The sequence below is a fragment of the Fervidobacterium pennivorans DSM 9078 genome (assembly GCF_000235405.2).
Taxonomy (GTDB): Bacteria; Thermotogota; Thermotogae; order Thermotogales; family Fervidobacteriaceae; genus Fervidobacterium; species Fervidobacterium pennivorans.
In genome coordinates this window covers 377,829-404,066 of record NC_017095.1, presented here as the reverse complement: position 1 = coordinate 404,066, position 26,238 = coordinate 377,829, and the positions used below count along the sequence as shown (strand labels likewise).

Sequence of the window (26,238 nt, the reverse complement as noted above, 5' to 3'; positions counted from 1 at the left end):
AGAGGTGAGAAAGATGAGCGAAGAAAGAAGAACAGAACAACAAACAAGACCTGCTGCAAGCGATAAAAAAACAGTAAGACCTGGAAGAGGTGGAGGATTCGGAGGTCCTGCATTTGCACGTGGCGGTGAAAAACCAAAAGATTTGAAAAATACCACTCGAAAACTGCTGAAATACCTTAAACCCCACATAATTGGAATCGTTATTGTTTTTGCATTGACGATTGTTGCTACAATACTGACGATAAAGGCTCCAAAAATCCTTGGACAGGCCACAACAGAAATTTTTAGAGTAGTTATGCTAAGGAATACCCCATTGGCCGGGTTCTTAAAAACAAAAATGGACTTTGAAAAAATCTTTGGAATCCTACTAAATGTTGGCATTCTATATTCAGTTGCCGCACTTTTGAATTTCTTGCAAGGATATCTAATGTCAGGAATCACACAAAATGTTGTGAGGAAGATGAGAGAGGATATTAATAATAAGCTCGAGCGACTTCCCTTGAAATTCTATGATGGGCATTCACATGGAGATGTAATAAGCCGTGTGACAAACGATGTAGACTTGATAAGTAATACATTGCAGCAAAGTTTAACACAATTCATCTCAGGTATCGTTACTATCATCGGCATAACTTATATGATGATTACAATTAATCTTAATTTAACACTACTAACACTCATAACACTGCCGATGAGTGCTTTCGTAACTGTATTCATTGCCAAAAAATCACAAAAATATTTTGCTGCACAACAAAGATACCTCGGTGAGTTAACTGGTAGAGCCGAAGAGGTATACGGCGGCTTTTTAGCAGTTAAGACTTACGGAAGGGAGAAAGATGAAATTCAAAGATTTAGGGAAATAAACGAAAAACTATACAAAGAGAGCAGAAAAGCCCAATTTATTACAGGTATAATAATGCCCGTGATGAACTTTATAGGAAACTTAGGTTATATCATAGTAGCTGTTGGTGGTGGCGTTCTTGTTACAAAGAAGGCTATAACAGTTGGTGATGTTCAGGCATTTATCCAGTATTCAAGGCAATTCAATCAACCGATTGTTCAAATCGCTAATATCGTGAATATGATTCAGTCCACACTGGCCGCTGCCGAAAGAGTTTTTCAGATACTTGAAGAGGAAGAAGAGGAACCTGATAAGCCAGATGCTATCGAATTAGAAAGAGTGAAAGGTGATATCAAATTCGAAAATGTCAAGTTCAGCTATGTTCCAGAAAAGCCACTCATTGAGAACTTAAATATAGATGTTAAAAGCGGACAAATGGTTGCAATCGTCGGTCCAACAGGTGCAGGTAAGACAACACTCATTAATCTTCTCATGAGGTTTTACGAAATCCAGGGAGGTAGCATAAAAGTCGACGGGATAGACATCAGGGACATCAAAAAATACAATTTGAGAAAACACTTTGGCATGGTCTTGCAAGATACCTGGCTATTCAGTGGAACAATCAGGGAAAATATAGCATATGGTAAAGATGGAGCAACAGAAGAAGAGATAATTAAGGCTGCTAAGATGGCGCATGTTCACCATTTCATAATGGCTCTACCTGATGGTTATGACACAGTGATAGGAGAAGATAGCTCTAACATTTCTCAAGGTGAAAAACAACTTATTACTATTGCAAGGGCATTCTTAGCTAACCCTGACATACTGATTCTCGACGAAGCAACGAGTAACGTTGATACACTCACAGAGGTTTATATTCAAAGGGCTATGAAAGACATTATGAAAGGTAGAACATCTTTCGTCGTAGCACATAGGCTTTCAACCATCAAGAATGCAGACGTTATATTAGTTATGAATGAAGGTAGGATTATCGAAATAGGGAAGCACGAAGAACTTCTCAAAAAGAATGGGTTCTACGCCGAACTTTATAGAAGTCAGTTCCTTGGCGCCATGGTTGAAACAGTTTAATATTCAAAACGATTTTTAAAAACTAACTTTCTTTTTCTGAGTGAAAGATAGGCATCAACGCTACCGCTCTGAAGCGGTGGCGTTTTTTATTAGCCATGTAAAAGCAAACAAAAAATCCTTTCTTAAGTATTGATTTTGATGTTTATTTTGTGATATAATAAAATTGTTAGTCAAACTTTGTTTTTTGCCATCAATTTCTTCCAAAACTCATATTAGAAATTTTGAGAAACCGACATGTTTTTGCCCTGTTTTTCAAATATAACTCAAACTAAAATGGATAGTGTTAACTTGTAGTGATGAAAGAGTGTAATTGTGAAAGAATGCGATTGATATTGCCATTGTGCGTTTTCCAAAGATTCTTCACTACACAAAATCCTTGAATATATTTCGCTAAGTTCTTCGTATTCTTCAGCCCTCGCTTGAGTCGGAAAAAGTCTTTCAACAATGAAAACTTAGATTCACATTGATTGTTTTTACCGAGCGGTACCACTACGTGATTGATATTTCTGAACAACAGCTTTACTGCACTTTCATATGCACCAAGTCCATCAGTAATAAGTTCAATGTTTCTAGGTTTTGAATTACCAAAGAACTTCTCGAGCAATACTTTGACTTGTCCCATATCACGATACTTTGAGACATGCCAACAAAGAATTAAGTTAGTTTCGTGATCAACTAATAGCCAAACATAGTACTTTTGTTCTTTGAACACAAGAACAGTTTCATCAGCATGAACTGAGAAAACATTTTCGATGGTAAATGTTGGAAAAAGTACAGAGAATAAAGTACACAATTTAATAACCCATTTGTATATGGTGACATGAGATACTTTGATATTAAGAGAATGAGCAAGAGAGCGATAAGACATATTGTGTTTCATATACAAAACAAAAGCCTTTAAGACGAAAAAGATAGGGAAGCGGAAATATTTAAATTTCTCAGGAATAAGGGTGACTGGTTCGGGGAGGTTAAAAGGTACTCTATCTTTGGTACGACAAGCTCTACAACGGAAGACAACGAAAGAGCGACGGACTTTGTAAATTTGCATAGATTTACCACAAGAAGTGCATTTGGGATAAGGGAAAGGGAAGTTTTTGCGTTTTTGAGAATGGGAGAGTTTGAAAGAATGATGGCAGAGTTTGCAAAGGAATTGTTGGTTACCGTATTTGTCATGACCGTTTTTGTATAAGCTGGTGGAACCGCATTTTGGACAAGAGAGCGTTGAGTTGTTCATATCGGGATACCTCCTTTGTCGAGAGTTGGTTGGGGGGTGTCCCCTCTTTATAAGGATAATGCGGTTTTTGGAAAGTTTCAATACTTTTAGTTAACATTATCCATGCAATTGAGGGAGGTAGAAGTTATGAGAACTCGGATAAGCGTTTTATCAATTTTTCTTGTGGTACTATTGATATTATTATCAAAGGGTTTTGCTGTCATTGTAGTTTACAGAGACGGTTCGACTCTTGAAGGGACTATAGAAGATTCGAACAGTAGCTACGTAGTCGTAAACAGTACACTTGGCAAGATACAGATCCCAGTGTCTGATATCCAAAGCATTGTTTTTAAAGATGGAATGATACCGCAGAGCGGTCAAGAATTTTCACTCAACGGTAAAAGATACCGCGGTTATGTAATCGAACTATCCAAAGACTATGCGGTAGTTACAACATGGTTCGGGAAGATTAAGCTAAACTTGAAATCGGATAGTGTGGACTACCTGGGCTTTGAGAAAGTGGAATTACCTAGCGTTACGTCAGAACCTTTCTTCCAGGTTGAATTAGTACTCAACGATTATTATATATGCTCTCTAATTAATGGAGAAATGATTGTTGGAGGTGAATTGAACACAAGTGATGACTATATTACTGTAGTAGATAGTTACAAGAATACGTTCTTCATACTAAAAGGTGCACTGGAATACATTTATATCCCCTACAAACAAGCTAAAGGTTATGACATGGTTGTTCTTGATACTGGACGAAAACTCTACGGCGTAGTTAAGAAAATTTCAGATACGCAGTACGAAATTTCTGGGCACTGGGGGAAAGTTATTGTCAATGAAAACAATATTGTTTTTTCCACTTACAAAGAAGCGAAAGAACAGTCTTCTGAAATTGTTCAGTATATTCAACTAGAAAAAGCTATATACGATAAAGACGGTGTAGCAACAATTGTCACAGATGTTCCTGTAAAAGTAGAAGGCAAAGAAGTGAGAAAGATAAACATCTACCCTAAAGAGATTGTTGACCCAAGAACAGGAATAACTTTTGTTCTTGTTCCCGGTGGGGTGTTTAAAATGGGTGCAGATGCGTCTTGGAAAAATGTTGAAGAGGATGAATTACCACAACGTGAAGTCTATGTTTCGGCATTCTACATATCTAAATACCCTGTTACTGTGAAACAGTATCTTGATTTCCTAAAAGCTTCACAGACAGGTTCTTCCATCATCGCTGGAAAACAGATAAACCCCGTTGAGATAGATTTCTTGGGTCAAAAAGTCAGAGCAAGTTATTCTGCTCCGGCTAATTTATTGAACGTTCCAATAACTGGTATAAATTACGCTTCAGCAAAAGCATATTGTAATTGGGCAGGATACCAGCTTCCAACGGAAGCACAATGGGAGAAGGCGGCTCGAGGTACGGATGGGAGAAGATATCCTTGGGGTAACGAGAGCCAAACTAAGTACAACGATGGAAGAAAAGATTATCCGGTGGATGAATTTGAAAACGTAGATATATCACCTTACGGGGTTGTAAACACCTATGGTTATCCTATTGAGTTGTGCAGAGATTACTATGCGAAAGATGCCTACAAAAAGCTTCCTAAGGAAAACCCGTTGAACACTACTGGAACATACGTCGTTGGGAGAGCAGGTGTCCTGGCTGGAAGGATTACAGATAGAATCCCTTTAACACCATCGGAACCAAGAAATGACGTAACCTTTAGAGTAGTAATGGACGCCGAAGAAGCGTTTAATATAGTCAAAAAACCACTTAACAACAAGCTACTGGGAATCACATGGTTTGTTGTAAATGAGAATGTTAAGAAACAATACAGCGTAAAATCAGAGGGTCTTTACGTAGCTTTTGTAGAGACAGGTTCACCTGCGCAACTCGCAGGCATCAAAACTGGGGATGTTATAGTAAAAATCGATGGAAAAAACATCAAATCATACGATGATGCACTAAAAGCATTATCCGGAAAAAGACAAGGTGATATTTCAACCCTCACAATTGATAGAGGAGGAAAAGCAATAGAAATAAAAGTTAGACTAGGGGTTTGGCTATTCTAACGTTGTTTAAGATGCTCAGAGCTATTTTCAAAGGAATGCAACAACTTCCGAACTTTGGAACTATCTATATCACAAAAAACAACTAGTTTTATCGGACCTTTGTAGTTTGAAAAGAATTTTAATGTTTCATCTACGCAAACTTTAATGAAGTTCTCGAGAGGATAACCAAAGATTCCAGTTCCAACGAAAGGAATTGCAACAGAATTTATCGCTAATTCATCGGCTTTCGAGAATATGTTCTCGAAAGCCTTTTTCATAATTTCATCGTTGCCTTCCTTATCTCCTATTGGTCCGACGGTATGTATAATGTACTTCGCTTTCAAATTACCAGCGCCCGTGACAGCCACACCTCCGGGAGGGACAGGCCCGTTTTTCCTTACGTATTCATCACTCTCTTTTTGGATTTCAGGACCTCCAGCCCGTGATATAGCACCCGCAACACCTCCACCGTGTTGCAAGTAAGAATTCGCAGCGTTTACAATCGCGTCCACATCCAATTTTGTTATATCTCCAACGATGAATCTTATTTCAACATCCCCAACTTTTACAGAACCTATCGTTTCAAAAGTCCCCATCTTACTTTCCCCCCTTTTCCTCATCTTTTACATTTGATTCCTGCGAAGAGAAGCGTTCTTTCCAGAGTTTTTTGTAAACTTCTGCTAACTTTGTTTCTTTAGCTATATTTTTTGGAATGTAAATCCTATCATTTATTTGTTTGGGAAGGTAGGTTTGCTTTACGAAACCACCGTATAAGTGTGGATATTTGTATCCACTATCTTCAACGTTCAATAAATGTCTTGGAACAGGTATATTCATAGTCTTTTTTGCCAATTCTTGAGCCTTTGATACTGCTTCGTAACTGGAATTACTTTTTGGAGCAAGCGAAAGGTAAATCACGCATTCTGAAAGGTTTATTATGCATTCGGGCAAGCCGACGCTTTCAACTGCTTGACTCGTTGCAACTGCGAGTACAAGCGCAAATGGATCAGCTAACCCCACATCTTCACTTGCTAAGATGACGAGTCTGCGCGCGATGAAACGCGGGTCTTCTCCTCCTTCAATCATGCGCATCATGTAGTAAAGAGCAGCGTCGGGGTCACTACCTCTAATGCTTTTGATAAAAGCAGATGCTAGATTGTAGTGTTCAGTGTCGCTGTATTTTGTGTATTCTTCACCAAAGTAGGTTTTCAAAACAACGTCATCTATAATATCTTTTCCCTGGTTTTTCGCAATATTTGATAAGAGTTCATACGTATTTAGTAAGAACCGTGCGTCTCCATTTGCCGAGTTTATGAGGTATGCCTGCGTTGACTCGCTAACTCTGATCCCCAAATAATTGATGGCTTTCTCAAGAATTCTTAAAAGGTCCTCGTTGCTTAGTTTCTTAAACCGTAACACCCTGCAACGAGAGAGAAGAGCAGGATTAATTGAATGTTCCGGATTTTCCGTTGTTGTGCCGTACAATACATAAACTCCAGTTTCCACACCAGGCAAAAACACGTCTTGCTGTTTGCGGTTAAACCTGTGTATTTCGTCGATAAAGATCAATACTTTTTTAATTCCCCGAAGATTGTATGCGTAGTGTTCAAGCTTTTTTATTTCCTCAACAGACGTGAAAGCAGCATTCAGCTGGTAGATTTCATAGTCGGTGTAACTTTTTATCAACTGCAAAACAGAACTTTTGCCGGTCCCAGGTGGACCTGCAAGAATAGCGGAAAAAAGTTGATTCTGTTCTATAGATATACGTAAAAGAGCACCTTTTCCCAGCAGGTGCTCTTGTCCAATGAATTCTTCAAAAGTCTTAGGCCTGAGTATTTCGCTTAAACCATTCAACAGTTTTCCTCAACCCCTCTTCCAATGTATATTTCGGTTCCCATTTCAATTCTATCCACGCTCTGTTATAGCAGAGAACGCTTTTTCGGATGTCTCCTTTTCTGTGAGGACCGTATATTGGGTCTTTCTTGTACCCGGTCAGTTTCTTGAGTATTTTGAAGAGTTCGTTAGTTGTTGTTCCTGTGGCTGTCCCAATATTTATTACCAAACCGTCTCCTCTTTCCATAGCTTTTATATTAGCATCAACGACGTCCTCAACATACACGTAGTCTCTTACGTATTCACCATCACCAAATATAATGCAATCTTCTCCCTTGAGCATTCTGGAGGTGAAAATTGCAACCACACCAGCTTCGCCGTACGGGTCCTGTCTCGGACCGTAGACATTACCGTATCTAAGCACCGTGTATTTCAATCCGAACTCTTTGCTGAAGAATCTGAGATAGTTCTCAACGCTGAACTTTGCTATACCATACGGTGACATAGGTTGCGGAAATACACTCTCGGGTGTTGGAAACACTTTCACTTCCTCTCCGTAAATAGCTCCGCCGGTTGAAGAGAAGATAAACTTTTTAACACTGCTTTCTACGGATGCTTTTATCAAATTTAAACTTCCAATTATATTCACATTTGCATCTTTGACAGGGTCTTTAACTGAAAGAGCGACACTTGCTTGTGCAGCCAAATGAAAAACATACTCGAACTTTTCTTCAGCGAACAATTTGTTAATTGCTTCTCCATCGTATATATCCATTTCATAAAATTTAGCCTTTGGGTTTACATTTTCTTTCTTTCCTGTGGATAAGTTGTCAATAACAACTACTTCATGTCCCTGTTCAACAAGTTTATCTGTCAGATGAGAACCGATAAACCCAGCTCCACCTGTAACCAAGACTTTACTCATAGTCTTCGTCCTCCTTTATTTTTCCTTTCAGTCTGTATGCTTCTTCAGGGAGTTCAGTATTTTTCCTTTGTTCCTGAATGAAACGTTCAAGTTCCTCTGCCTTGTCTTTTGTAAAATCGATAAGTATAGAATAAAACTTTCTAAGCTTTCTTCGAGTGTCGGCATCGAGGTCGTAAACCATCAAACTTGCTATCTGCTCTGCCTTCTTTTCTGGAATCCCCACTACGTACATGAAAAAGTATTTAATTCTCGATTCACCAGATTTAAGCATTTGTGCAATTCTGAGACCACGGGGAGTTAGCTTTGCAAACCCGTACCTTTTGTGGTCAACTAACCCCAAAGATACAAGTTTCTTAACAGCGTTTGTGGCACTGGCGTAAGACACACCTTTTGCTCTTGCGATATCGCTTATGCGTGCGACTCCTTCTTTTTCTATAAGGTTGTATATCGTTGATATATAACTCATAACAGTTGGTGTTAACTTCTCATGTTTTTCAACTTTCTGTTCCTTGAATTCATTTCCCACGTTCGTTCCTCCTTTGTATTTTTATTACATATTTCCTTTCAAAAACTCATCGTAATATTTTCGAACCTTCTTTATGTCTTGCCAGGTCAAATCTTTTGGACTACCCTTTTCTTTTGACGGGTTTCTTAACAAATAGCTTGGATGAAACATTGGAAAGATAATTATTCCACCTTTCCATACGAACTCCTTTCCTCTTATCTTTGTGATAGGTTCATCTTTACCAAGGAAGAACGAGGCAGCTGTACTACCAAGTGGCACTATCATCCTGGGATTTATGACCTCTATTTGAGCAATTAAGAAAGGAGAGCAAGATTGAATTTCTAAAGGTGTAGGAACTCTGTTGTTTGGTGGTCTACACTTCACCACGTTTGTTATATAGACGTCTTCTCTTTTTATATTCACAGATTCCAGAATTTTCGTTAAAAGTTGTCCTGCTTTTCCAACAAACGGTCTTCCTTGCTTGTCTTCTTCCTCGCCAGGTCCTTCTCCAACAAACATTATTGGTGAATGTAGGTTACCTTCACCTGGAACAACGTTTGTTCGTTGTAGCCATAGTGGACAAGCTTGACATTCACGTATTCTTTGTTCAATTATTGCCATGAGTTCTTCTTTTTTCATCTCTATTTATCTCCCCCATTTTAGGATAATGTTAACTAAAAGTATTGAAACTTTCCAAAAACCGCATTATCCTTATAAAGAGGGGACACCCCCCAACCAACTCTCGACAAAGGAGGTATCCCGATATGAACAACTCAACGCTCTCTTGTCCAAAATGCGGTTCCACCAGCTTATACAAAAACGGTCATGACAAATACGGTAACCAACAATTCCTTTGCAAACTCTGCCATCATTCTTTCAAACTCTCCCATTCTCAAAAACGCAAAAACTTCCCTTTCCCTTATCCCAAATGCACTTCTTGTGGTAAATCTATGCAAATTTACAAAGTCCGTCGCTCTTTCGTTGTCTTCCGTTGTAGAGCTTGTCGTACCAAAGATAGAGTACCTTTTAACCTCCCCGAACCAGTCACCCTTATTCCTGAGAAATTTAAATATTTCCGCTTCCCTATCTTTTTCGTCTTAAAGGCTTTTGTTTTGTATATGAAACACAATATGTCTTATCGCTCTCTTGCTCATTCTCTTAATATCAAAGTATCTCATGTCACCATATACAAATGGGTTATTAAATTGTGTACTTTATTCTCTGTACTTTTTCCAACATTTACCATCGAAAATGTTTTCTCAGTTCATGCTGATGAAACTGTTCTTGTGTTCAAAGAACAAAAGTACTATGTTTGGCTATTAGTTGATCACGAAACTAACTTAATTCTTTGTTGGCATGTCTCAAAGTATCGTGATATGGGACAAGTCAAAGTATTGCTCGAGAAGTTCTTTGGTAATTCAAAACCTAGAAACATTGAACTTATTACTGATGGACTTGGTGCATATGAAAGTGCAGTAAAGCTGTTGTTCAGAAATATCAATCACGTAGTGGTACCGCTCGGTAAAAACAATCAATGTGAATCTAAGTTTTCATTGTTGAAAGACTTTTTCCGACTCAAGCGAGGGCTGAAGAATACGAAGAACTTAGCGAAATATATTCAAGGATTTTGTGTAGTGAAGAATCTTTGGAAAACGCACAATGGCAATATCAATCGCATTCTTTCACAATTACACTCTTTCATCACTACAAGTTAACACTATCATTGCATGTCGCATTACATTGAAATTATATCAAACTTTTGAAAAAACTTCTTCACTTTAAATAAGAATTTGTGATAAAATATGTTTGGATGCTACAATAAAAAAATCGAAAATTCAAAGGTAGGATTGTGAGGACCACAACATTATGACGAGACAACTACCGGTTATCATTTTGTACATTATTTTGTTATCGTTTTCTATGTATCATTCAAAGCCACCTACCACTAATGAAATGAGTACTAAGTCAACACCAACTTATTGGTTCTCGATTGTCTACGATAAAAGATTCTGGAAAGTTGATACAGATGGTCGTATATACGACATCTATCCAAACGATGACATAGCAGTTTTAACGGCAGGTCCTTTCGTAACAGGTTTAGACGTTGATGTCATTAGAGGTAGAGTTATTAGTCCTTTTTTAAAATACTTACCATCTACGATACCATCAGGTGTTTTCGAAATCAATCTTAGAGAGAAATATATTGTCACGAAAAACTCAGCAGTGGTTTATGTAACGGATATTAGCGATATCCAGCCTTGTGTTAATGCACTTACCTTGATGTGGTACTATATGGATTCCAAGAAAATATATCTCTTCAAGAATGGCAGAATTTATACAATAAAGGGGTGACTATCATGCCTAAATCACGAGAGGTTGTTTCTCTGGACATAGGAAATGACAGTATCAAAGGTATTGTTGTTGATTTTAGCGAAGGTTATGGCAATGTCTTGGCATTTTCCAATGTGAAAACAAGAGGCATAGAGAACGGTGAAATTAAAGATGTTGTAGCCTTAAATGAGTCAATGACACAAATAATCGAAGATTTGGAAGACCAGCTCGGTAAAGAGCTTAAGGGAGAGTTATTAGTTTCCTCAAGTTGCGGTGATTTTACTCTTACAGAAATCACTGAAGAACTCATATTAACTGAAAAGGAAGAAGCACATGTTTCTGAAGAACACGTAATGAAGCTTACCGATAACTTACTAGCTGACTTATTCCCCAACAACGAGAGAAACTCTCTGCATCTTTTTGTTAAAAAATACGTACTAGACGACAATAAGATAGTTGTCAACCCTATCGGAATGAAAGCCAGAAAAATTGCGGCAATTTACACCGTTGTTATGGGTTCGGAAAAGTACAGGAACGTTGTTGAATACGCCACAAAAGATATCCTTGGAGAAGCCGAATATTATATCTCGTTTGTATCAGATGCAGAGGCCGTGCTTTCAAATGTTGAAAAAGATAGGGGCGTTGTTCACGTGGACTTGGGCTATAATTACACAACGGTAACTCTGTACTATGCGAATACGCCCCTTGAAATGGAGAGAATAGAGATATCAATGAAAAACGTTTTAAAAGACATAGCGATTGTTCTAAAGACATCTTTACAAGAGGCTGAAAGGTTATTAAAAACCTACGGTGTGGCAGTGTATTTAGATATTGAGCCGACACCAATTGAATACAAAGGTTTGGATGGTAGGACCATCCAGCGAACCGATAAAGAATTTTTATCGAGAATAATCTACGCAAGACTTCGGGAAATATTTATGCGGGTAAAGAAACTTTACAAAGACTTCATAGTGAAATACCCTGATTTTGGGAATATTGGGATTCCTGGTGGAATCGTTTTAACCGGTGGCGGGGCCATGCTTCAACGCATTGAAACACTTGCAAGCGAAGTTTTCAAGTGTCCTGTTAGAATTGGAACCGTAGCAGATACAGAGATGTTTAAAGCCGAAGGTGCTGAACTGAATGTGTTCACGCCTTTGTATGCAGCAGCCTTTGGAAATATAATAGTTTATCAGAAAGAGCAGAACATGTATAGCCCCATGGTAGGTGAGAAAACGAAAAAACGACAATCTGGAACTGGATTTTTCAAAAAACTTTCCGAGACCTTCGGAAAAATATTCGGATGATTTGGATGAGAAGATAAGGAGGGAAATTGTATGCCATTTATGATAGAAAAGGAGAGTAAGCAAAGAGATATCGAAAGAATACCTGGTGTTCCTGTTCTAAAAGTGATAGGGGTAGGGGGCGCTGGTTGTAACGCGATTAACAGAATGGCAGAGATGGGATTGAAAGGTGTGACACTGATTGCAGTTAATACAGATGCTCAAGTGCTTGATGTAAGTAAAGCAGATATTACTGTACAAATTGGAGAAAAGTTGACAAAAGGTCTCGGAGCCGGTGGAAATCCAAAAATCGGTGAAGAAGCTGCATTGGAAGACAGGAAAAAGCTTGAGGAAATATTGCATGGGACTGATATGTTATTTATTACTGCGGGATTTGGTGGAGGAACGGGAACTGGAGCCGCACCTGTTATAGCAGAGATAGCCAGGAATCTGGGGATTCTAACCGTTGCAATTATTACAATGCCTTTCTTTTTTGAAGGAACACCGAGATGGAATGTGGCGTTGGAAGGTGTAAAAAGAATCACAGGCAAAGTCGATACGCTAATTAAAATAAGCAACAACAAACTGCTTGAACAACTATCACCTTCAACAACTATCGTTGATGCATTTGCAACTGCTGATGAAATTTTGCATCAAGCCGTTCGTGGAATCTCTGACCTCATAATGAAGCGCGGTTATATCAACCTTGATTTTGCAGATGTTGAGTCAGTAATGAGAAATGCCGGTAACGCGATGCTTGGAATAGGTGTCGGAAAAGGCGAAAAACGTGTCTTTGATGCGGCTAGGAAAGCACTTGATAGCAAGTTCTTAGATTATCCAATTGAGAACGCAAGGTCAATCATTTTGAATATTTCGGCACCGCGAAATGCAACATTACAAGAGATGCAGGAAGCAGCAATGATAGTAAAACAAACCTGCAGTGAAGATGCTGATATGAAATTTGGTATGGTAATCGACGATGAATTGGCAGATGACGAAATGAGAGTAACTGTAATAGCCACTCGCTTCGACGTTGAAGAAAAGTTCGGGAAGTCGGAGGAAGATATACCCGCAATTTATAAATTTGGACTTGAATACAAAGGTAGGCATGACTGAAGACCAGTTTTGATATATTTCTCCCCCCCTGTAATAAGAGGTGATTATGAGTGGAGAAAAAAATAATGAAGTTAGGTGATGTGTTAATAGAAAAAGGAATAATAACACCAACCGAACTACAAAATGCTTTGGAACTTCAGAAAGAGTTGCATAAACCTCTTGGAGAAATCCTTATACAGCTTGGATACTGCACTTGGGACGATATTGTAAAAGCACTTGCAGAACAGTACGAAATCCAAGCTTGTGTAGGAGAAGTCAAACTCAATGATGAGTTTGTAAAATCATTCCCGAAAGATTTGATAAATGAGCTAAAAATCGTTCCCATAGACGAAAAGGAAGGTAAGGTTATTGTAGGCATTTCAAATGTTTACGATATTCCTGTTATAAAACGCAGATTGAAGTTCAAGCTTGGTAAAGATGTTGATTTCTGCCTTATGCCGCCAAGCATCTTTGATACACTTTACAATAACATACTTCATGGCATTACATCTGGGCTTATGGTTCAAGAAATTGATGAAATAATTACACAACAAGAAGCAGAAGAACAACAAGAGGAAGTAACTGTTTCCGAACAAGAAGAAACCCCAGTGGTAAGGTTAGTATCGAACATTGTTGACCACGCGATCGAATTAGATGCGAGCGATATCCATATTGAACCTCAAAGAAGAAACGTTGTTGTCAGATATCGCGTTGACGGTGTTTTAAGAAAAATTACAGAATATCCAAGGAATATGCATGCAGCAGTTGTTTCAAGAATTAAAATCCTCGCTGGGCTTGATATAGTTGAAAAAAGATTACCACAGGATGGAAAGTTTTTCATTAAGCATGGAGAAGAGCAATTTGACCTGCGTGTTTCCACAATGCCTTCTGTTCATGGGGAAAAGGTAGTCATGCGTTTGCTGAAAGTTTCTTCATCGAAGAAAAAACTTGAAGAACTTGGATATTCTCCTTACAACTACGAAAGAATCCAAAAACTGATAGAACATCCTTATGGTATCCTACTTGTCACAGGTCCAACTGGTAGTGGTAAATCTACAACACTTGTGGCAATAATAAATTCGTTGAACTCTGAAGATGTCAATATCGTCACCGCAGAAGACCCTGTCGAATACACAGTTGAAGGCATCACTCAATGTCAAGTTAACGCTGAAATAGGCCTCACGTTTGCAAAATATTTGCGTGCATTTTTACGACAAGACCCAGACATCATTATGGTTGGTGAAATCAGGGATAGGGAAACCGCTCAGCTTGCGGTTGAAGCATCGCTAACGGGGCACTTAGTTCTGTCAACACTACATACAAATACTGCAGCTGGTGCAATTGATAGATTAGTTAACATGGGTATTGAGCCATCACTTATATCGGCATCTTTAATAGGTGTTATCGGGCAAAGGTTGGTTAGGAAAGTTTGCAGCAAGTGTAAAGCTGAAAGAGAATTACCAGAAAGGTTTGTAAAACTTTCCAGAAAGTTGTTCCCAGTGATGAATCCTGTTCAATACGTTGGTGAAGGGTGCTCAGCATGTAATAACACAGGCTACAAAGGTAGAACTGCGGTAGCTGAGGTCCTCATGGTTAACGATGAAATACGAAGGCTCATACAGAAAGGAGCATCGACATACGAACTGGACAAGGCTGCAAGAAAACATGGAATGATTAGTATGTTTCAAGATGGGCTTTACAAGGTCCTAAATGGGGAAACGACGATTGCAGAAGTTCTAGCAGTAGTGGGTGAAGAAGAGGAAGAAGAACAATGAAACACGAAGGGGGAGTGTTTTTTGGGCTTTGATCCCGAGAAATTCAGAAAAGAAAAAGAGCGTGAAATAACTGCTACTTACAATGCCATGAGGAAGAGAAGCTTCAAATTTCTCTTCCTTAATGTTTTAATAGTATTGGCTGTTTTTTCGTTTCTTTTCTTTGTTAGGAACGTTTCTCCACAGACATATTCTAACATTGTGGACACATTCCAGCTGACTATCGAAATCCCGAAACTTGAGTATACTGCCCCAGAAAAGATTGGCGCACGGGTTTATATTGTAAATACAAAACGAACAGAGAAAAGTTTCGTTATTTCCGATTTTTACTTTAAGGTTTACAACGATTTAAAAACAATTTATGAATTTTCATATCCAAACGCAGTCCAAGGATCTGTTCAAGCTCAAGGTCGACGGCTAGTCTTTAATTTGGAAGAGAACGTCTTTCTGGCAAACTTGCCTGGCGGAACGTATACAATCTACGCAAGATGCAAAATTAATGGAAAAACTGCCGAAATTTCACGAAAATTCATATATAAAGAGGAAATATTCTATGGCATCCTCTCAGAGCCTTACTACCTGGTTGGTGAAGAATTCCAGCCATCAGTATATGTTATCAACAGGACAACCCAACCGACAGATATAACACTTGCAAAGATAATATGGGGCTATAAGGGCAATGAATTTCAAGAATACGTAAATGAAAGTGTAAGGCTTTACCCCGGCGAATCATATGCATTTAAATCAACTACGAAGTTCAAAGCCGAAACAGAAGGACTCGAGGAAATAAACGCAAAACTTTACTTTCAAGATGGCAGTATAAAAGAATTTAAATCCGTAATACCAATAACAAAAAATCCAGAATCTTCTCCAAAAGATATCGATTTTAACATTGAGAGTGAAGAACCCGTCCTCGTTGGCAAGAACCCCGTAATCAAGATTTATTTAGTGAATAAAATAAACAAAGAACGCTTCCTGAAGATTGATAAGATACAATTCAGCATTGCAAAGATAGGTTACAACTTTGAAATTAATAACAGGAGAGTCTACTGCATTCCTTTCGGTCGTTCTTTCGTAAGTAAGTTAGAAAGGCTTTCGTTTACTGAACCCGGAGTTTACGATCTGATAATTACCTTTGTTTCTGGGAATTCAAAAATTGAGAAAAAGATACCGCTAGCGGTAGCAAAATAAAATAGCATGGCATTGAAGCATAAAGGAGGATTACTATGGAAACTCAAGAGAGAAAATTAGAAAGCTCGGGACATCAAAAGATAAACTGGGTGTCCAAACATATGAAATTATTAAATTCTATCCACACAATGAATTACTCATTGAAGGGTCTGAAGATAGGAATGTCAATCCATCTTGAGGCCAAAACAGCCTACCTTGCGATAACCCTAAAAAAACTTGGCGCCGATGTCTTTGTAACAGGTTGCAACCCTCTGTCAACTCAAGACGATGTTGCAGAAGCACTCAAAGACTACGGAATAGTTGTTCATGCCAAGCGAACGGAAGATGAAAGAGAATATTTTTCTTTTCTACACAAAATCCTCGACTACAAACCTGATTTAATACTCGATGATGGTGCTGATTTAACAGTGCTTGCACACACGGAAAGAAAAGAAGTTTTGGATAATCTAAAAGGTGTGTCTGAGGAAACAACAACAGGTGTGAGGAGATTAAAGAACTTACAAGCCCAAGGTATGTTGAAAGTTCCAGTAATAGCAGTTAACAATGCAAAAATGAAGTTTATGTTTGACAATAGATACGGAACCGGACAGTCAACATGGGATTCGATAATGAGAAACACAAACCTTCTTGTAGCTGGTAAAAGAGTTCTCGTAGCCGGTTATGGTTGGTGCGGAAGAGGCATCGCGTTACGTGCACACGGTTTAGGTGCCAGAGTAATGGTCAGTGAAGTCGATCCTATTAAGGCCGTTGAAGCGCTTATGGATGGATTCGATGTTGGAAAAATTGATGAACTTGCTCCACAAGCAGACATAATAATCACTGCAACAGGCGTTTGTGATGTTTTAAACGAAGAAACGATTCTTAAATTGAAAAATGGAGTCATTTTGGCAAACGCTGGACACTTTAATGTTGAGATACCTATGGAAAAATTAGAAAAGTTGGCAACGAAAAAATACGAGATAAGAAAGAACGTAACATGCTATGAAATTAATGGAAAAGATATTTTTGTTATTGGACAAGGAAGGTTAGTTAACTTGGCTGCTGCCGATGGGCACCCGGTAGAAATTATGGATATATCGTTCGCGCTTCAAGCCTTATCTTTGCTCTACCTGTCGCAGCACTACAAAGATTTAGAAAACAAAGTTTACGATTATCCTGAAGAACTTGATAGGCAAGTTGCAATGTTAAAATTAAAGGCTGTAGGAATAGAGATTGATAGTCTAACCAATGAACAGCGGAAGTACCTCGAAAGTTTTTAACCTGGTAACGGCTTTCCATAAATTTTCTACAAGCAGTGCGAAGAGGTGTAGTATGTGACATTGGTTATAAACAAAAAGAATGACAAAACCCACGCAGCACTTCTTGAGAATGGAAAACTAATTGAAATATACTTCCCAGATGATGAAGAAAGCGTTGCTGGGAGTATATTCGTTGGTAGAATAGAGAAGTTTGTACCTGCGCTTGAGGCTGCTTTTGTCACGCTATCAAACAACGAGAATGGTTTTCTGAGATTGAAAGACATAAGACCAGAATATTTGGAATCGTTCGGCTTAAAGAAACTCCAAGAAGGCCAAAAAGTACTTGTCCAGATAAAAAAGGAAGGCGGACAAACAAAAGGGCCACAGGTAACTACAAATATAAGTCTACCAGGTAGATATGTCGTATTAATGCCGTTTTCGCGCAGTATAGGTGTGTCAAGAAAGATTCAAGACTCAGAGGATAGAAATAGGCTAAAAGAATTAGGACTCAAATTACGTGAAAAGTACTCTTGCGGGTTCATAATAAGAACTGCTGCAGCAGAAGCTACAGAACAGCATATTTACGAAGAAAGTGAATTACTGATAGCCAAGTGGAGCGAGTTAGTAAAAGAATTTAAGAAGGCTAAAAAAGTCAAGCTACTTTACAAAGAGTCAGACTCTGATGAATTCTTGCTTAGAGAGTTCTTAAAACAAGGGGTCGACGAAGTAGTTACTAACTCACCGACGTATAAAGAGTTGATAAGGAACTACTCTAAAAATATTCGGATAAGAGTAATCGATGGAGATGCATTCGAAGAGCTGGGGATAAACGAGGAGCTCAAACGTGTTTTAAACCGTCACATTCCTTTGCCTTCAGGTGGCGAAATAGTAATTGACAAGACAGAAGCAATGGTCGTAATAGACGTCAATTCTGGACACTTTACAACCACAAGTGACCACGAAGAACTGTCGGAACAAATAAACGCGGAAGCCGCTGTAGAAATTGCAAGAATTTTACGATTGAGAAATCTTGGAGGTATAATAATAATAGATTTTATAGATATGAGAAGTGAAAAAAGTAGGAATAAAATCATCGAAATCATGAAAAAGGAAGTTTTAAAGGATAGAAACAGGGTTGAAATCTACGGCTTTACCCAACTCGGACTTCTTGAAATGACCAGGAAAAGAACAAGTAAGTCGTTAGACGAACGTCTGACAACAATATGTCCAGTATGCAACGGAAAAGGAACAATACCAAGCGCTGAGCTCGTTATTCAACAGCTTTTCAACACACTCCAAAAGAAGCCTAAGGATGTTTCAGAAGTTATTATCAAATTACATCCCCATTTCAAAGACAAGATTACCAAGGAAGAAATCAAGAAAATTGCCAAAGTAAACGTCCATGTGCATTTTACTCATGTAAACCCGTCAAACTTCGAAGTAACTTGGAAAAAATAACTCGAGCATGGTATAATTATCAGCTACATTCAAAGCAGAAGACCACCAAACAATCACAAATAGGAGGGAAAGATGTATGGAGATGCTTAAAATCTATGTCGACGGAGAAACCTATGAAATAGCTCAGGGTACAACTTTAGAACAAATTGCCAAAGAGTATGAGAAAAAAACCGGAAAGATGGTGCTCGGAGCAAGGTTAAATAACTCAATTGTTGAACTATTCCGACCAATATATCGTTCAGGGGAAGTTACTTTTATCACACTTGAGTCGCAAGATGGAATGAGGATATATCAACGTGGTTTACTATTCATCTTACACGCTGCTGTTAGAAGTTTGTTTAAAACCTACACTCTTAAAGTGCTACATACGATTGGTCATGGAATATACTGTGAGATAAGAGATAAAAATACACCTGTAGAACTCTCTGAAGACGATGTAAAAAAACTTGCAAGCGAAATGAGAAAATGGGTTGAAGCCAACATAAGATTTAAAAAGACGGAATTACAGAAAAGCGAAGCAATTCAACTTTTTGCTTCAGCAGAAATGGAAGATAAGGTAAAACTCCTGAAGTATAGAAAGAAAAAAACAGTGAAGGTTTACGAGGCGGATGGACATTTTGATTATTTCTATGGTTACATGCCACCGTCCACAGGGTACCTGAAGTGGTTCGACATTGTCAAATACGAGCAAGGATTCGTCCTTCTTCTTCCCGTGGTTAAAGATGGGAAAATTTCCGTGCCTGCGTTCAAACCATTACCAAAACTATCTGCCGTTTTTCTTGAATACTCAAGATGGCTCGAAATAATGGAGATAAACACCGTTGGAGAACTAAATGAAGTGATTGCAAAAGGCGAACGAGCGGTAACTGATTTAATAATACTTGCAGAAGCACTCCATGAAAAAAGAATAGCTATGATATCTGAAGAGATTAAGAAAAAAGGTAACGTCAGATTGGTGCTTATCGCAGGTCCTTCATCAAGTGGAAAGACAACGTTTTCAAAAAGGTTGATGGTACAACTAAAGGCGAGTGGTTTTAAGCCCGTCACTATATCCTTAGACGACTACTTTGTTGACAGGGAGAAAACACCTCGCGACGAAAATGGTAATTATGATTTTGAAGCACTTGAAGCGATAGATGTTGATTTATTCAACAGAAACTTAGTTGACCTTTTCAATGGCAAAGAAGTTGAAATACCGAAATTCAATTTCGTTATGGGGAAAAGAGAGCCAATGGGAACAAAGATGAAAATAGACAAGGATCAGATAATAATAGTTGAGGGTATACATGGACTCAATCCAAAACTAACAGAACTTGTGCCTGAAGAATTAAAATTCAAAATCTACGCAAGTGCGCTCGCTCAGCTTAACTTGGATAACGTCAATAGATTACACACGACCGATGTGAGGCTTCTAAGAAGAATGGTGAGGGATAGCAAGTTTAGAGGACACGATGCACTTGCAACACTAAGAATGTGGGATAGTGTGAGACGCGGAGAGGAAAGAAACATCTTCCCGTATCAGGAGAATGCAGATGCGATGTTCAACAGCGCACTTATCTATGAATTATCTGTTCTCAAAATCTTTGCAGAACCTCTCTTGGCAGTAGTTCCCGATGATGTGCCTGAATCAACGGAAGCTAACAGGTTATTGAAAATACTTGATTACTTCTTGCCTATCACCAACATTGAAGACATTCCCAGAACATCCATTATAAGAGAATTCATAGGTAGGAGTGCCTTTAGATATTAATTTCAAAAACTTTAAGGAAACTATAGTGAGGTGAAGCATGTGGAGAACCAACTCGGACCAACTGAAAGAAAATATCTTCTGGCAGTCTACCTAACACTGAACGAAATGGGATGGACAAGACTGAAAAAGATATCAAACTTTTTAAAGGTCAAGATGCCTTCAGCAAAGCAATTTCTGGAAAGATTGGCAGATGCAGGTTTACTTTATTATGAACACAGAGGGGGTATTTCTCTAACGCCTGAAGGAAAAAGAATTGCTGTTGCAGAAAACGCACGGTTTAACGCCGTAAAGATATTCTTTTGTGAGATTTTACAACTTTCGCCAGAAGAAGCAGATGAAGCAGCATGGAACATATATTTCAACCTAAGTGAAAACACGGTAAATAAATTCTCGGATTTTGCGAGATTCTTTTTTGAAGACGAAGGAAAAGAAATTGTCGAAAAGTTCAGGAAATTCTTATCACAGCCACGCAAAAAGTTAGCTCCCTGTCCATTAACAATGCATATCTCTGGTGTTGAAAATACCCAAGAGCGAACTAAGGAGGAAGCAGAAAAGTGATGAAGGATGATAAGTTAAACGTTCAGGAACCCGTTGAATACGATATTTTAGTAAAAATAAAAAAAGAAGACGTTCACATCCTAAACTATTTGCTTGAAGCTGAAGATAATGTTATGAACATAAGGAGCTTCGAAGGTGAATATCTCAAAGTCATTGCCACAAAAGATACGGTAATTGACGCAATCAGACTTCTTGAAAACGTAAGGAATTTGGTCGATTTGGAAATCGTAGCATTAAAACCGAATACCGGAAGTGCTGGATAATACTTCTGAGAATGATAAGAACCCCAACACGTTTTTTCTGTGGTTGGGGTTGTTTTTTTGTTAATACTGCACAAGTTTATTATGCTTCGGGAGGGATAGTATGGGGGTTGATTTCCAAGGATTGAACTTACCTATTCAATTCAAAGATTACATTCTACGGTCTGTTTCGTTAGATGATTTCGAAAAGGCATACTTGATGCGCAAGAAAGTTGCTGCAGAAAGCGATACGATACTTTCCGAACCTGACGAGATAACTATGGAAGGAATGACAAATTGGATAAAGAACTGGCTATCAATGGACAACAGGTTGTTTTTAGTTGCTGAATACGCTCATGACATCGTTGGTCAATTGTGGGTGTGGTTTTTGGATAACAAAAAGAAAACAGCGCATGTTGCCGAACTTGGGATGGAGATTATACTAGAACACAGGGGTAAAGGACTTGGTTCCAAATTTACGGAATTGGCTATTGATTGGGCAAAAAATAACGGCGCTATCAGAATTGAAGCAGAAACCTTGGAAAAGAACATACCCATGCGAAAAATATTAGAAAAATATGGTTTCCAACTAGAGGGTAAAAAAAGCTGTTATCTTAAGAACCCTTATACTTACGAGAACGTGGTCATTTACGGAAAGATTTTAAATGAACAAAGGTGCATGGAACAGAACTTTCAAAGATAACGCATTACAAAAGTAATAGACTGTATTTCTTGAGTTTGTGAAAAACTACATAACCTAGTATAATAAGTTTTAGACGAGACAGCCTTATTCTAAAAAATTTGGAGGGGACAATTATGTCAATTACGACGAAAACTGGCGATATGGGAGAAACAAGTCTTGCAAACGGAGAACGCATATCAAAAGCACATCTTAGGGTTGAAAGCTATGGTACTGTTGACGAATTGAACTCATTTTTGGGGCTGGTCAAGCATTTCTTACCCGATTACGAAAGGGAAATCGTAGAACAGGTCCAAAGGGACCTTTTTAGACTGGCAGCCGAACTGGCAAAAGGAGAAAAATTTGTCAGGTTGATAAATGACGAAGACGTTGAAACGCTTACGAAATATGTTCACACCTATGAGGAAACTGTAAAACTTGATTCTTTCGTCCTACCGGGCGAAACTATTCCAAGCGCTTATTTAGATGTATGCAGAACAATTGCAAGGCGAGCAGAACGGCTCGTCGTACGTCTTTCAGAACAAGAACAAGTAAGACCAGAAATTATAAAGTATCTGAATCGTCTCTCTGATTTGCTTTACATAATGGCTCGTTTCGTAGAAGGTAAACACTTAACAAAGATAAGGGGAAGTGAATTATGAAAATGTCAAGTACTGTAAACGCTCCCCATGTTACAATAGACGGTGAACATCTAACTTTGGAAGATGTTCATCTTGTAAGTCGGGAGCATGCCCAAGTTGCGATATCTTTAGAAGCTTACGAAAAAGTAAAAAAAAGTAGAGAAATTGTTCAAAGGTTTCTTGACGTGGGCAAACCCATATACGGTGTCAACACGGGATTTGGCGCACTTGCAAATATTCGAATATCAAAGGAAAAACTCAAAGAGCTACAAAAAAACATAATTCTCTCACACTCTGCAGGTGTAGGTAATTATCTTCCTGAAGACTTCGTGAGAGCAATGATATTAATAAGAGCCAACGCATTAGCTAAAGGACTCAGTGGTGTTAGACCGATAGTTGTGGAAAAACTCGTGGAGCTCTTGAACAAAAAAATAACGCCTGCTGTTCCGGAAATAGGTTCAGTTGGCGCAAGTGGTGATTTAGCTCCCTTATCGCACATTGCAATGGTATTAATTGGAGAAGGAAAAGTCGTCAGAGATGGAAAAGCTGTTGTCTTCAGTCCCTCAGATTATAATTTTCAGCCGATACATTTGGAAGAAAAAGAAGGTTTAAGTTTGATAAACGGAACTCAGTTCATGGCTGCCCACTTGTCTTTGATCGTTCGTGACTTAGAAAAACTTATGGAGATAGCCACCTTAGTTGCCGCTTCAAGTGTTGACGTACTTCTTGGGACCCCTGCAGCATTCGATGAAAGGATACAACTCGCAAGACCACATCCCGGTCAGATAAAAATTGCGCAGATGCTCAGGGAATTCCTCGACGGAAGTCAAATCAGAGAGAGCCATAAAAACTGTGGTAAGGTGCAGGATGCTTATACCTTAAGAACGATACCTCAAGTTTACGGGGCGGTCTTGGATATTATCCAGTGGGTTAAAGAAGTTGTCCAACGTGAGATTAACTCTGCCACTGACAATCCTCTGATTTTCGAAGATGAAGTCATCAGTGGTGGTAATTTCCATGGGGAACCTTTAGCTCTTTGTGCAGATTACTTGTCGATCGCATTAACCTCGATGGGAAATATGATAGAAAGGCGGATAGATAGATTACTTAATCCCAAGGTCAACGAAGGTCTACCACCGTTCCTTGCTGGTGGCGAAGAAGGTCTAAACAGCGGTTATATGATTTGGCAATACACGGCTGCTGCCATATGTAACGAAAACAAGGTCCTTTCTCATCCAGCAAGTGCTGATTCTATACCGACTTCAGCTTATCAAGAAGATCACGTCAGCATGGGTGCTAATGCGGTTAGAAAGCTCAGGAAAATCTTTGAAAATATTGTCTCACTGGTTAGCATTGAAGCAATGCTCGTTTCTGTTGCCTTAGATTCGCGAAGACCCTTAAAGAGTTCTTGTAAAATTGAAGATTTTTATGGTAAAATTAATTTAAAATTATCAGAAGATAGATATTTTGGTGAGAATTTTGAGAAAGTTAAAGAAGTGATTCTTAAGGAGGTGTTTTCATGAGTTTGCGGGCAAAACTTATCTTGTCTTTAGTTTTGGTTGGCGTTGTTGCGTCCGTTGTAAGTGTCTTTGTTTCGGTGCTCGTATCTACTTCCGTAGTTAGGGATGCTGCAGCTCAAATTCAAACTCTTGTTTTAAGTTCCGTCAAAAAGGACGTAGAAATCTACATAAATAATATTGTCAAACCGTTGCATGAATATTCAGCCAGTGGTGCTATATCGCCGTATATGATGAATACAACCGATGAATTGGGAATTTCACAACTCGGCTGGGGAGTTAGAAATGCCTACAGTGCATTAAATCAGAGAGGTTATGTAGACGTCTTTGTAATTCTGCCAGATAAGCGAGTGGTTTCTAAAGACGGGCTTGTGGACATTAAATTTCCAAGTGATGTAATTGAGAACATTTTAACGAAAAAGAAAGAATACGATATCTACATGCCATATGAATACGATGGTAAGCAACTTATTCTGATCGTGGCCGCTGTAAGAGACTTTGGAGAAAACGTTATTGGAGTTTTGGCTGGATTGTATCCTTTAGAGGATTTACAAAAGATGGTTTCCAAAGTAAAAATAGGAAAATCCGGTTATTTGGCACTCGTTTATGGAACATTAACAGTTGCTCATCCAAAAGCAGAGTATGTTGGAAAATTTGACCTAGCTAAAGAAGAGGGAACTAAAGAACTTGCACAAGCTATAATTTCAAAAACCAAAGGAACAGTTGTTTACAACTTCAACGGGAAAAAATTCGCCGCATTTGAAAGGATAGGAAGTTACAATTTGACAGCTATCGGTATGATTCCATACACCGAAATTACAAGTGCTGCCAAAAAGATTATCGTGTCTGGGGTTTTTGCAGGAATAATTATCGCTCTTGGTGCAGCTCTGATTGCAGTGTTTATAACGGACAGTATAACTAAGCGTATAAACCATGTTGTTGAAGTTGCTCAGAAAGTTGCAAACAACGACCTGACGGCTGAAATTTCGGAAGACCAAATTGGTAAAGATGAGATTGCCGAACTTGGTCGAGCGTTCAAGATACTTATAGATAGCTTCAAACAAACTGTTGGTGAAGTTGTGAAACTTGGGGCACAGGTTTCATCCGTTTCCTTAATGCTTGATGACCTTGCAAAGAATTCAGCCGAAGCAGCACTAGCATCCAAGGAAACCGTCCAAAAAACTACGCTTGAGGTTCAAGATATCGCAGCAGCAACACAAGAAGCAAACAGCGGTATGGAAGAGATTGCCGCAGGTGCTCAAAACATAGCAAAATATTCTGAGAAACTATCTCAGAGCGCAGAACTGATGAAAGAAAATGTCACAACTGTTTCCCATAGAATGTCAGAAGTTGAGACATCCGTAGGTGAAATCAGAACTGGTATGGGAGAATCATTAAACGCTATAGTTGAATTAACAAAATTCTCGAATCAGATAGGCGAGATAGTCGATACCATTTCAAGCATAGCAGAGCAAACAAACCTGCTGGCACTGAACGCAGCAATAGAGGCCGCCCGTGCAGGTGAAGCAGGTAGAGGTTTTGCAGTCGTTGCGGATGAAATAAGAAAACTTGCTGAAGAGAGTAGACAGGCAACCAAAAAGATAGCAGAGATACTTGGTAAGATAGGTGAGCAAGCGAAAAGGGTTGAAAAAGTGACGACAGGAGTAAGTCAAAAAGTAGATGGTTATGTTGCAACAGTTAAAGAAGCTGGAGAAAGTCTGAAAATGCTGATTGAAAAGATAGAAGAAGTTTCGAAGATGACAGCTGACTTGGCAGCAACAGCTGAAGAACAGAGCGGTGCAACAGAAGAGGTCAGTGCAGCAATGGATAAAATTACAAAGAACATCCAAGAAGTGGAACATGATATCGAGGAAATGGCAGCCCAAATTGCAAACCAAGCAGAACAAGTTAACGAGGTTAAGAACTATTCAGATGAACTTGCAAAAGCAGTAAGTAATTTGAACGAGTATGTGAAAAAATTTAAGGTTTGAAATTTGGAAAATCACCGTTAAAAATCCCCCG

At 38.7% G+C, this 26,238-nt stretch carries 23 protein-coding genes; 17 read left to right on the top strand and 6 right to left on the bottom strand.

The window, feature by feature from the left end:
- The first annotated feature begins 13 nt into the window (after positions 1–13).
- The gene (locus tag FERPE_RS01920) at positions 14–1,930 is read left to right on the top strand and encodes an ABC transporter ATP-binding protein (RefSeq protein ID WP_014450995.1); all 1,917 of its coding nucleotides are present in this window, start codon (positions 14–16) and stop codon (positions 1,928–1,930) included.
- Between the two features lie 283 nt (positions 1,931–2,213).
- On the opposite strand, the gene FERPE_RS10545 is transcribed toward FERPE_RS01920, so the two are convergent.
- The gene (locus tag FERPE_RS10545) at positions 2,214–3,164 is read right to left on the bottom strand and encodes a DDE-type integrase/transposase/recombinase (protein WP_011993230.1); all 951 of its coding nucleotides are present in this window, start codon (positions 3,162–3,164) and stop codon (positions 2,214–2,216) included.
- 126 nt (positions 3,165–3,290) lie between these two features.
- On the opposite strand from FERPE_RS10545, the gene FERPE_RS01910 reads away from it, so the two are divergent.
- The gene (locus FERPE_RS01910) at positions 3,291–5,222 is read left to right on the top strand and encodes an SUMF1/EgtB/PvdO family nonheme iron enzyme (protein ID WP_014450994.1); all 1,932 of its coding nucleotides are present in this window, start codon (positions 3,291–3,293) and stop codon (positions 5,220–5,222) included.
- On the opposite strand, the gene FERPE_RS01905 is transcribed toward FERPE_RS01910, so the two are convergent.
- From FERPE_RS01905 to FERPE_RS01885, 5 genes are read right to left on the bottom strand one after another with little or no spacing between them, the layout of a single operon-like run.
- On the bottom strand, positions 5,219–5,797 hold the full coding sequence (locus tag FERPE_RS01905) for a macro domain-containing protein (RefSeq protein ID WP_014450993.1): 579 nt from the start codon (positions 5,795–5,797) through the stop codon (positions 5,219–5,221). The two genes, FERPE_RS01910 and FERPE_RS01905, sit on opposite strands and share 4 nt — an antisense overlap.
- Position 5,798: 1 nt before the next feature.
- Positions 5,799–7,055, bottom strand: coding sequence for a replication-associated recombination protein A (locus FERPE_RS01900; RefSeq protein WP_014450992.1), 1,257 nt, complete (start codon positions 7,053–7,055; stop codon positions 5,799–5,801).
- On the bottom strand, positions 7,024–7,959 hold the full coding sequence (locus FERPE_RS01895) for an SDR family oxidoreductase (RefSeq protein ID WP_014450991.1): 936 nt from the start codon (positions 7,957–7,959) through the stop codon (positions 7,024–7,026). Before FERPE_RS01895 ends, FERPE_RS01900 begins: the two co-directional genes overlap by 32 nt.
- Complete coding sequence (locus FERPE_RS01890) at positions 7,952–8,485, bottom strand: metal-dependent transcriptional regulator (protein ID WP_014450990.1); 534 nt, start codon at positions 8,483–8,485, stop codon at positions 7,952–7,954. Before FERPE_RS01890 ends, FERPE_RS01895 begins: the two co-directional genes overlap by 8 nt.
- Before the next feature lie 24 nt (positions 8,486–8,509).
- The gene (locus FERPE_RS01885; RefSeq protein ID WP_014450989.1) at positions 8,510–9,103 is read right to left on the bottom strand and encodes a uracil-DNA glycosylase; all 594 of its coding nucleotides are present in this window, start codon (positions 9,101–9,103) and stop codon (positions 8,510–8,512) included.
- 125 nt (positions 9,104–9,228) lie between these two features.
- Here FERPE_RS01885 and FERPE_RS10540 point away from each other — a divergent pair, with 125 nt between their 5' ends.
- The 15 genes from FERPE_RS10540 (at position 9,229) to FERPE_RS01810 (ending at position 26,207) form a co-directional block, all read left to right on the top strand.
- Positions 9,229–10,179 (top strand): DDE-type integrase/transposase/recombinase, encoded by a 951-nt coding sequence (locus FERPE_RS10540; protein ID WP_011993230.1) that lies wholly within the window; start codon positions 9,229–9,231, stop codon positions 10,177–10,179.
- A 151-nt stretch (positions 10,180–10,330) separates the two neighbouring features.
- The gene (locus FERPE_RS10195; RefSeq protein WP_014450988.1) at positions 10,331–10,816 is read left to right on the top strand and encodes a DUF4894 domain-containing protein; all 486 of its coding nucleotides are present in this window, start codon (positions 10,331–10,333) and stop codon (positions 10,814–10,816) included.
- 5 nt (positions 10,817–10,821) lie between these two features.
- Positions 10,822–12,102 carry a cell division protein FtsA gene (ftsA, locus tag FERPE_RS01870; protein ID WP_014450987.1) on the top strand — a complete coding sequence of 427 codons (1,281 nt, stop codon included), beginning with the start codon at positions 10,822–10,824 and terminating at the stop codon, positions 12,100–12,102.
- Positions 12,103–12,132: 30 nt separating this feature from the next.
- Positions 12,133–13,194, top strand: coding sequence for a cell division protein FtsZ (gene ftsZ, locus FERPE_RS01865; RefSeq protein ID WP_014450986.1), 1,062 nt, complete (start codon positions 12,133–12,135; stop codon positions 13,192–13,194).
- A gap of 65 nt (positions 13,195–13,259) precedes the next feature.
- A complete protein-coding gene (locus tag FERPE_RS01860) occupies positions 13,260–14,948 on the top strand; it encodes a GspE/PulE family protein (RefSeq protein ID WP_014450985.1) in 1,689 nt (562 codons plus the stop codon).
- 21 nt (positions 14,949–14,969) lie between these two features.
- Complete coding sequence (locus tag FERPE_RS01855; RefSeq protein ID WP_014450984.1) at positions 14,970–16,136, top strand: hypothetical protein; 1,167 nt, start codon at positions 14,970–14,972, stop codon at positions 16,134–16,136.
- A gap of 35 nt (positions 16,137–16,171) precedes the next feature.
- On the top strand, positions 16,172–17,395 hold the full coding sequence (locus FERPE_RS01850; protein ID WP_014450983.1) for an adenosylhomocysteinase: 1,224 nt from the start codon (positions 16,172–16,174) through the stop codon (positions 17,393–17,395).
- Between the two features lie 54 nt (positions 17,396–17,449).
- A complete protein-coding gene (locus FERPE_RS01845; protein WP_014450982.1) occupies positions 17,450–18,832 on the top strand; it encodes an Rne/Rng family ribonuclease in 1,383 nt (460 codons plus the stop codon).
- A gap of 76 nt (positions 18,833–18,908) precedes the next feature.
- The gene (locus tag FERPE_RS01840; RefSeq protein ID WP_014450981.1) at positions 18,909–20,582 is read left to right on the top strand and encodes an ATPase AAA; all 1,674 of its coding nucleotides are present in this window, start codon (positions 18,909–18,911) and stop codon (positions 20,580–20,582) included.
- A gap of 39 nt (positions 20,583–20,621) precedes the next feature.
- The gene (locus FERPE_RS01835) at positions 20,622–21,140 is read left to right on the top strand and encodes a metal-dependent transcriptional regulator (protein ID WP_014450980.1); all 519 of its coding nucleotides are present in this window, start codon (positions 20,622–20,624) and stop codon (positions 21,138–21,140) included.
- Positions 21,140–21,403: a DUF4911 domain-containing protein gene (locus FERPE_RS01830; protein ID WP_041263079.1), complete on the top strand. Its 264-nt coding sequence runs from the start codon at positions 21,140–21,142 to the stop codon at positions 21,401–21,403. Before FERPE_RS01835 ends, FERPE_RS01830 begins: the two co-directional genes overlap by 1 nt.
- 100 nt (positions 21,404–21,503) lie before the next feature.
- On the top strand, positions 21,504–22,082 hold the full coding sequence (locus tag FERPE_RS01825) for a GNAT family N-acetyltransferase (RefSeq protein ID WP_014450978.1): 579 nt from the start codon (positions 21,504–21,506) through the stop codon (positions 22,080–22,082).
- A gap of 113 nt (positions 22,083–22,195) precedes the next feature.
- Positions 22,196–22,720, top strand: coding sequence for a cob(I)yrinic acid a,c-diamide adenosyltransferase (locus FERPE_RS01820; protein WP_014450977.1), 525 nt, complete (start codon positions 22,196–22,198; stop codon positions 22,718–22,720).
- Positions 22,717–24,222 (top strand): histidine ammonia-lyase, encoded by a 1,506-nt coding sequence (hutH, locus tag FERPE_RS01815; RefSeq protein WP_014450976.1) that lies wholly within the window; start codon positions 22,717–22,719, stop codon positions 24,220–24,222. The genes FERPE_RS01820 and hutH overlap by 4 nt, the downstream gene beginning before the upstream one ends.
- Complete coding sequence (locus FERPE_RS01810) at positions 24,219–26,207, top strand: methyl-accepting chemotaxis protein (RefSeq protein ID WP_014450975.1); 1,989 nt, start codon at positions 24,219–24,221, stop codon at positions 26,205–26,207. Before hutH ends, FERPE_RS01810 begins: the two co-directional genes overlap by 4 nt.
- Positions 26,208–26,238 lie beyond the last annotated feature (31 nt).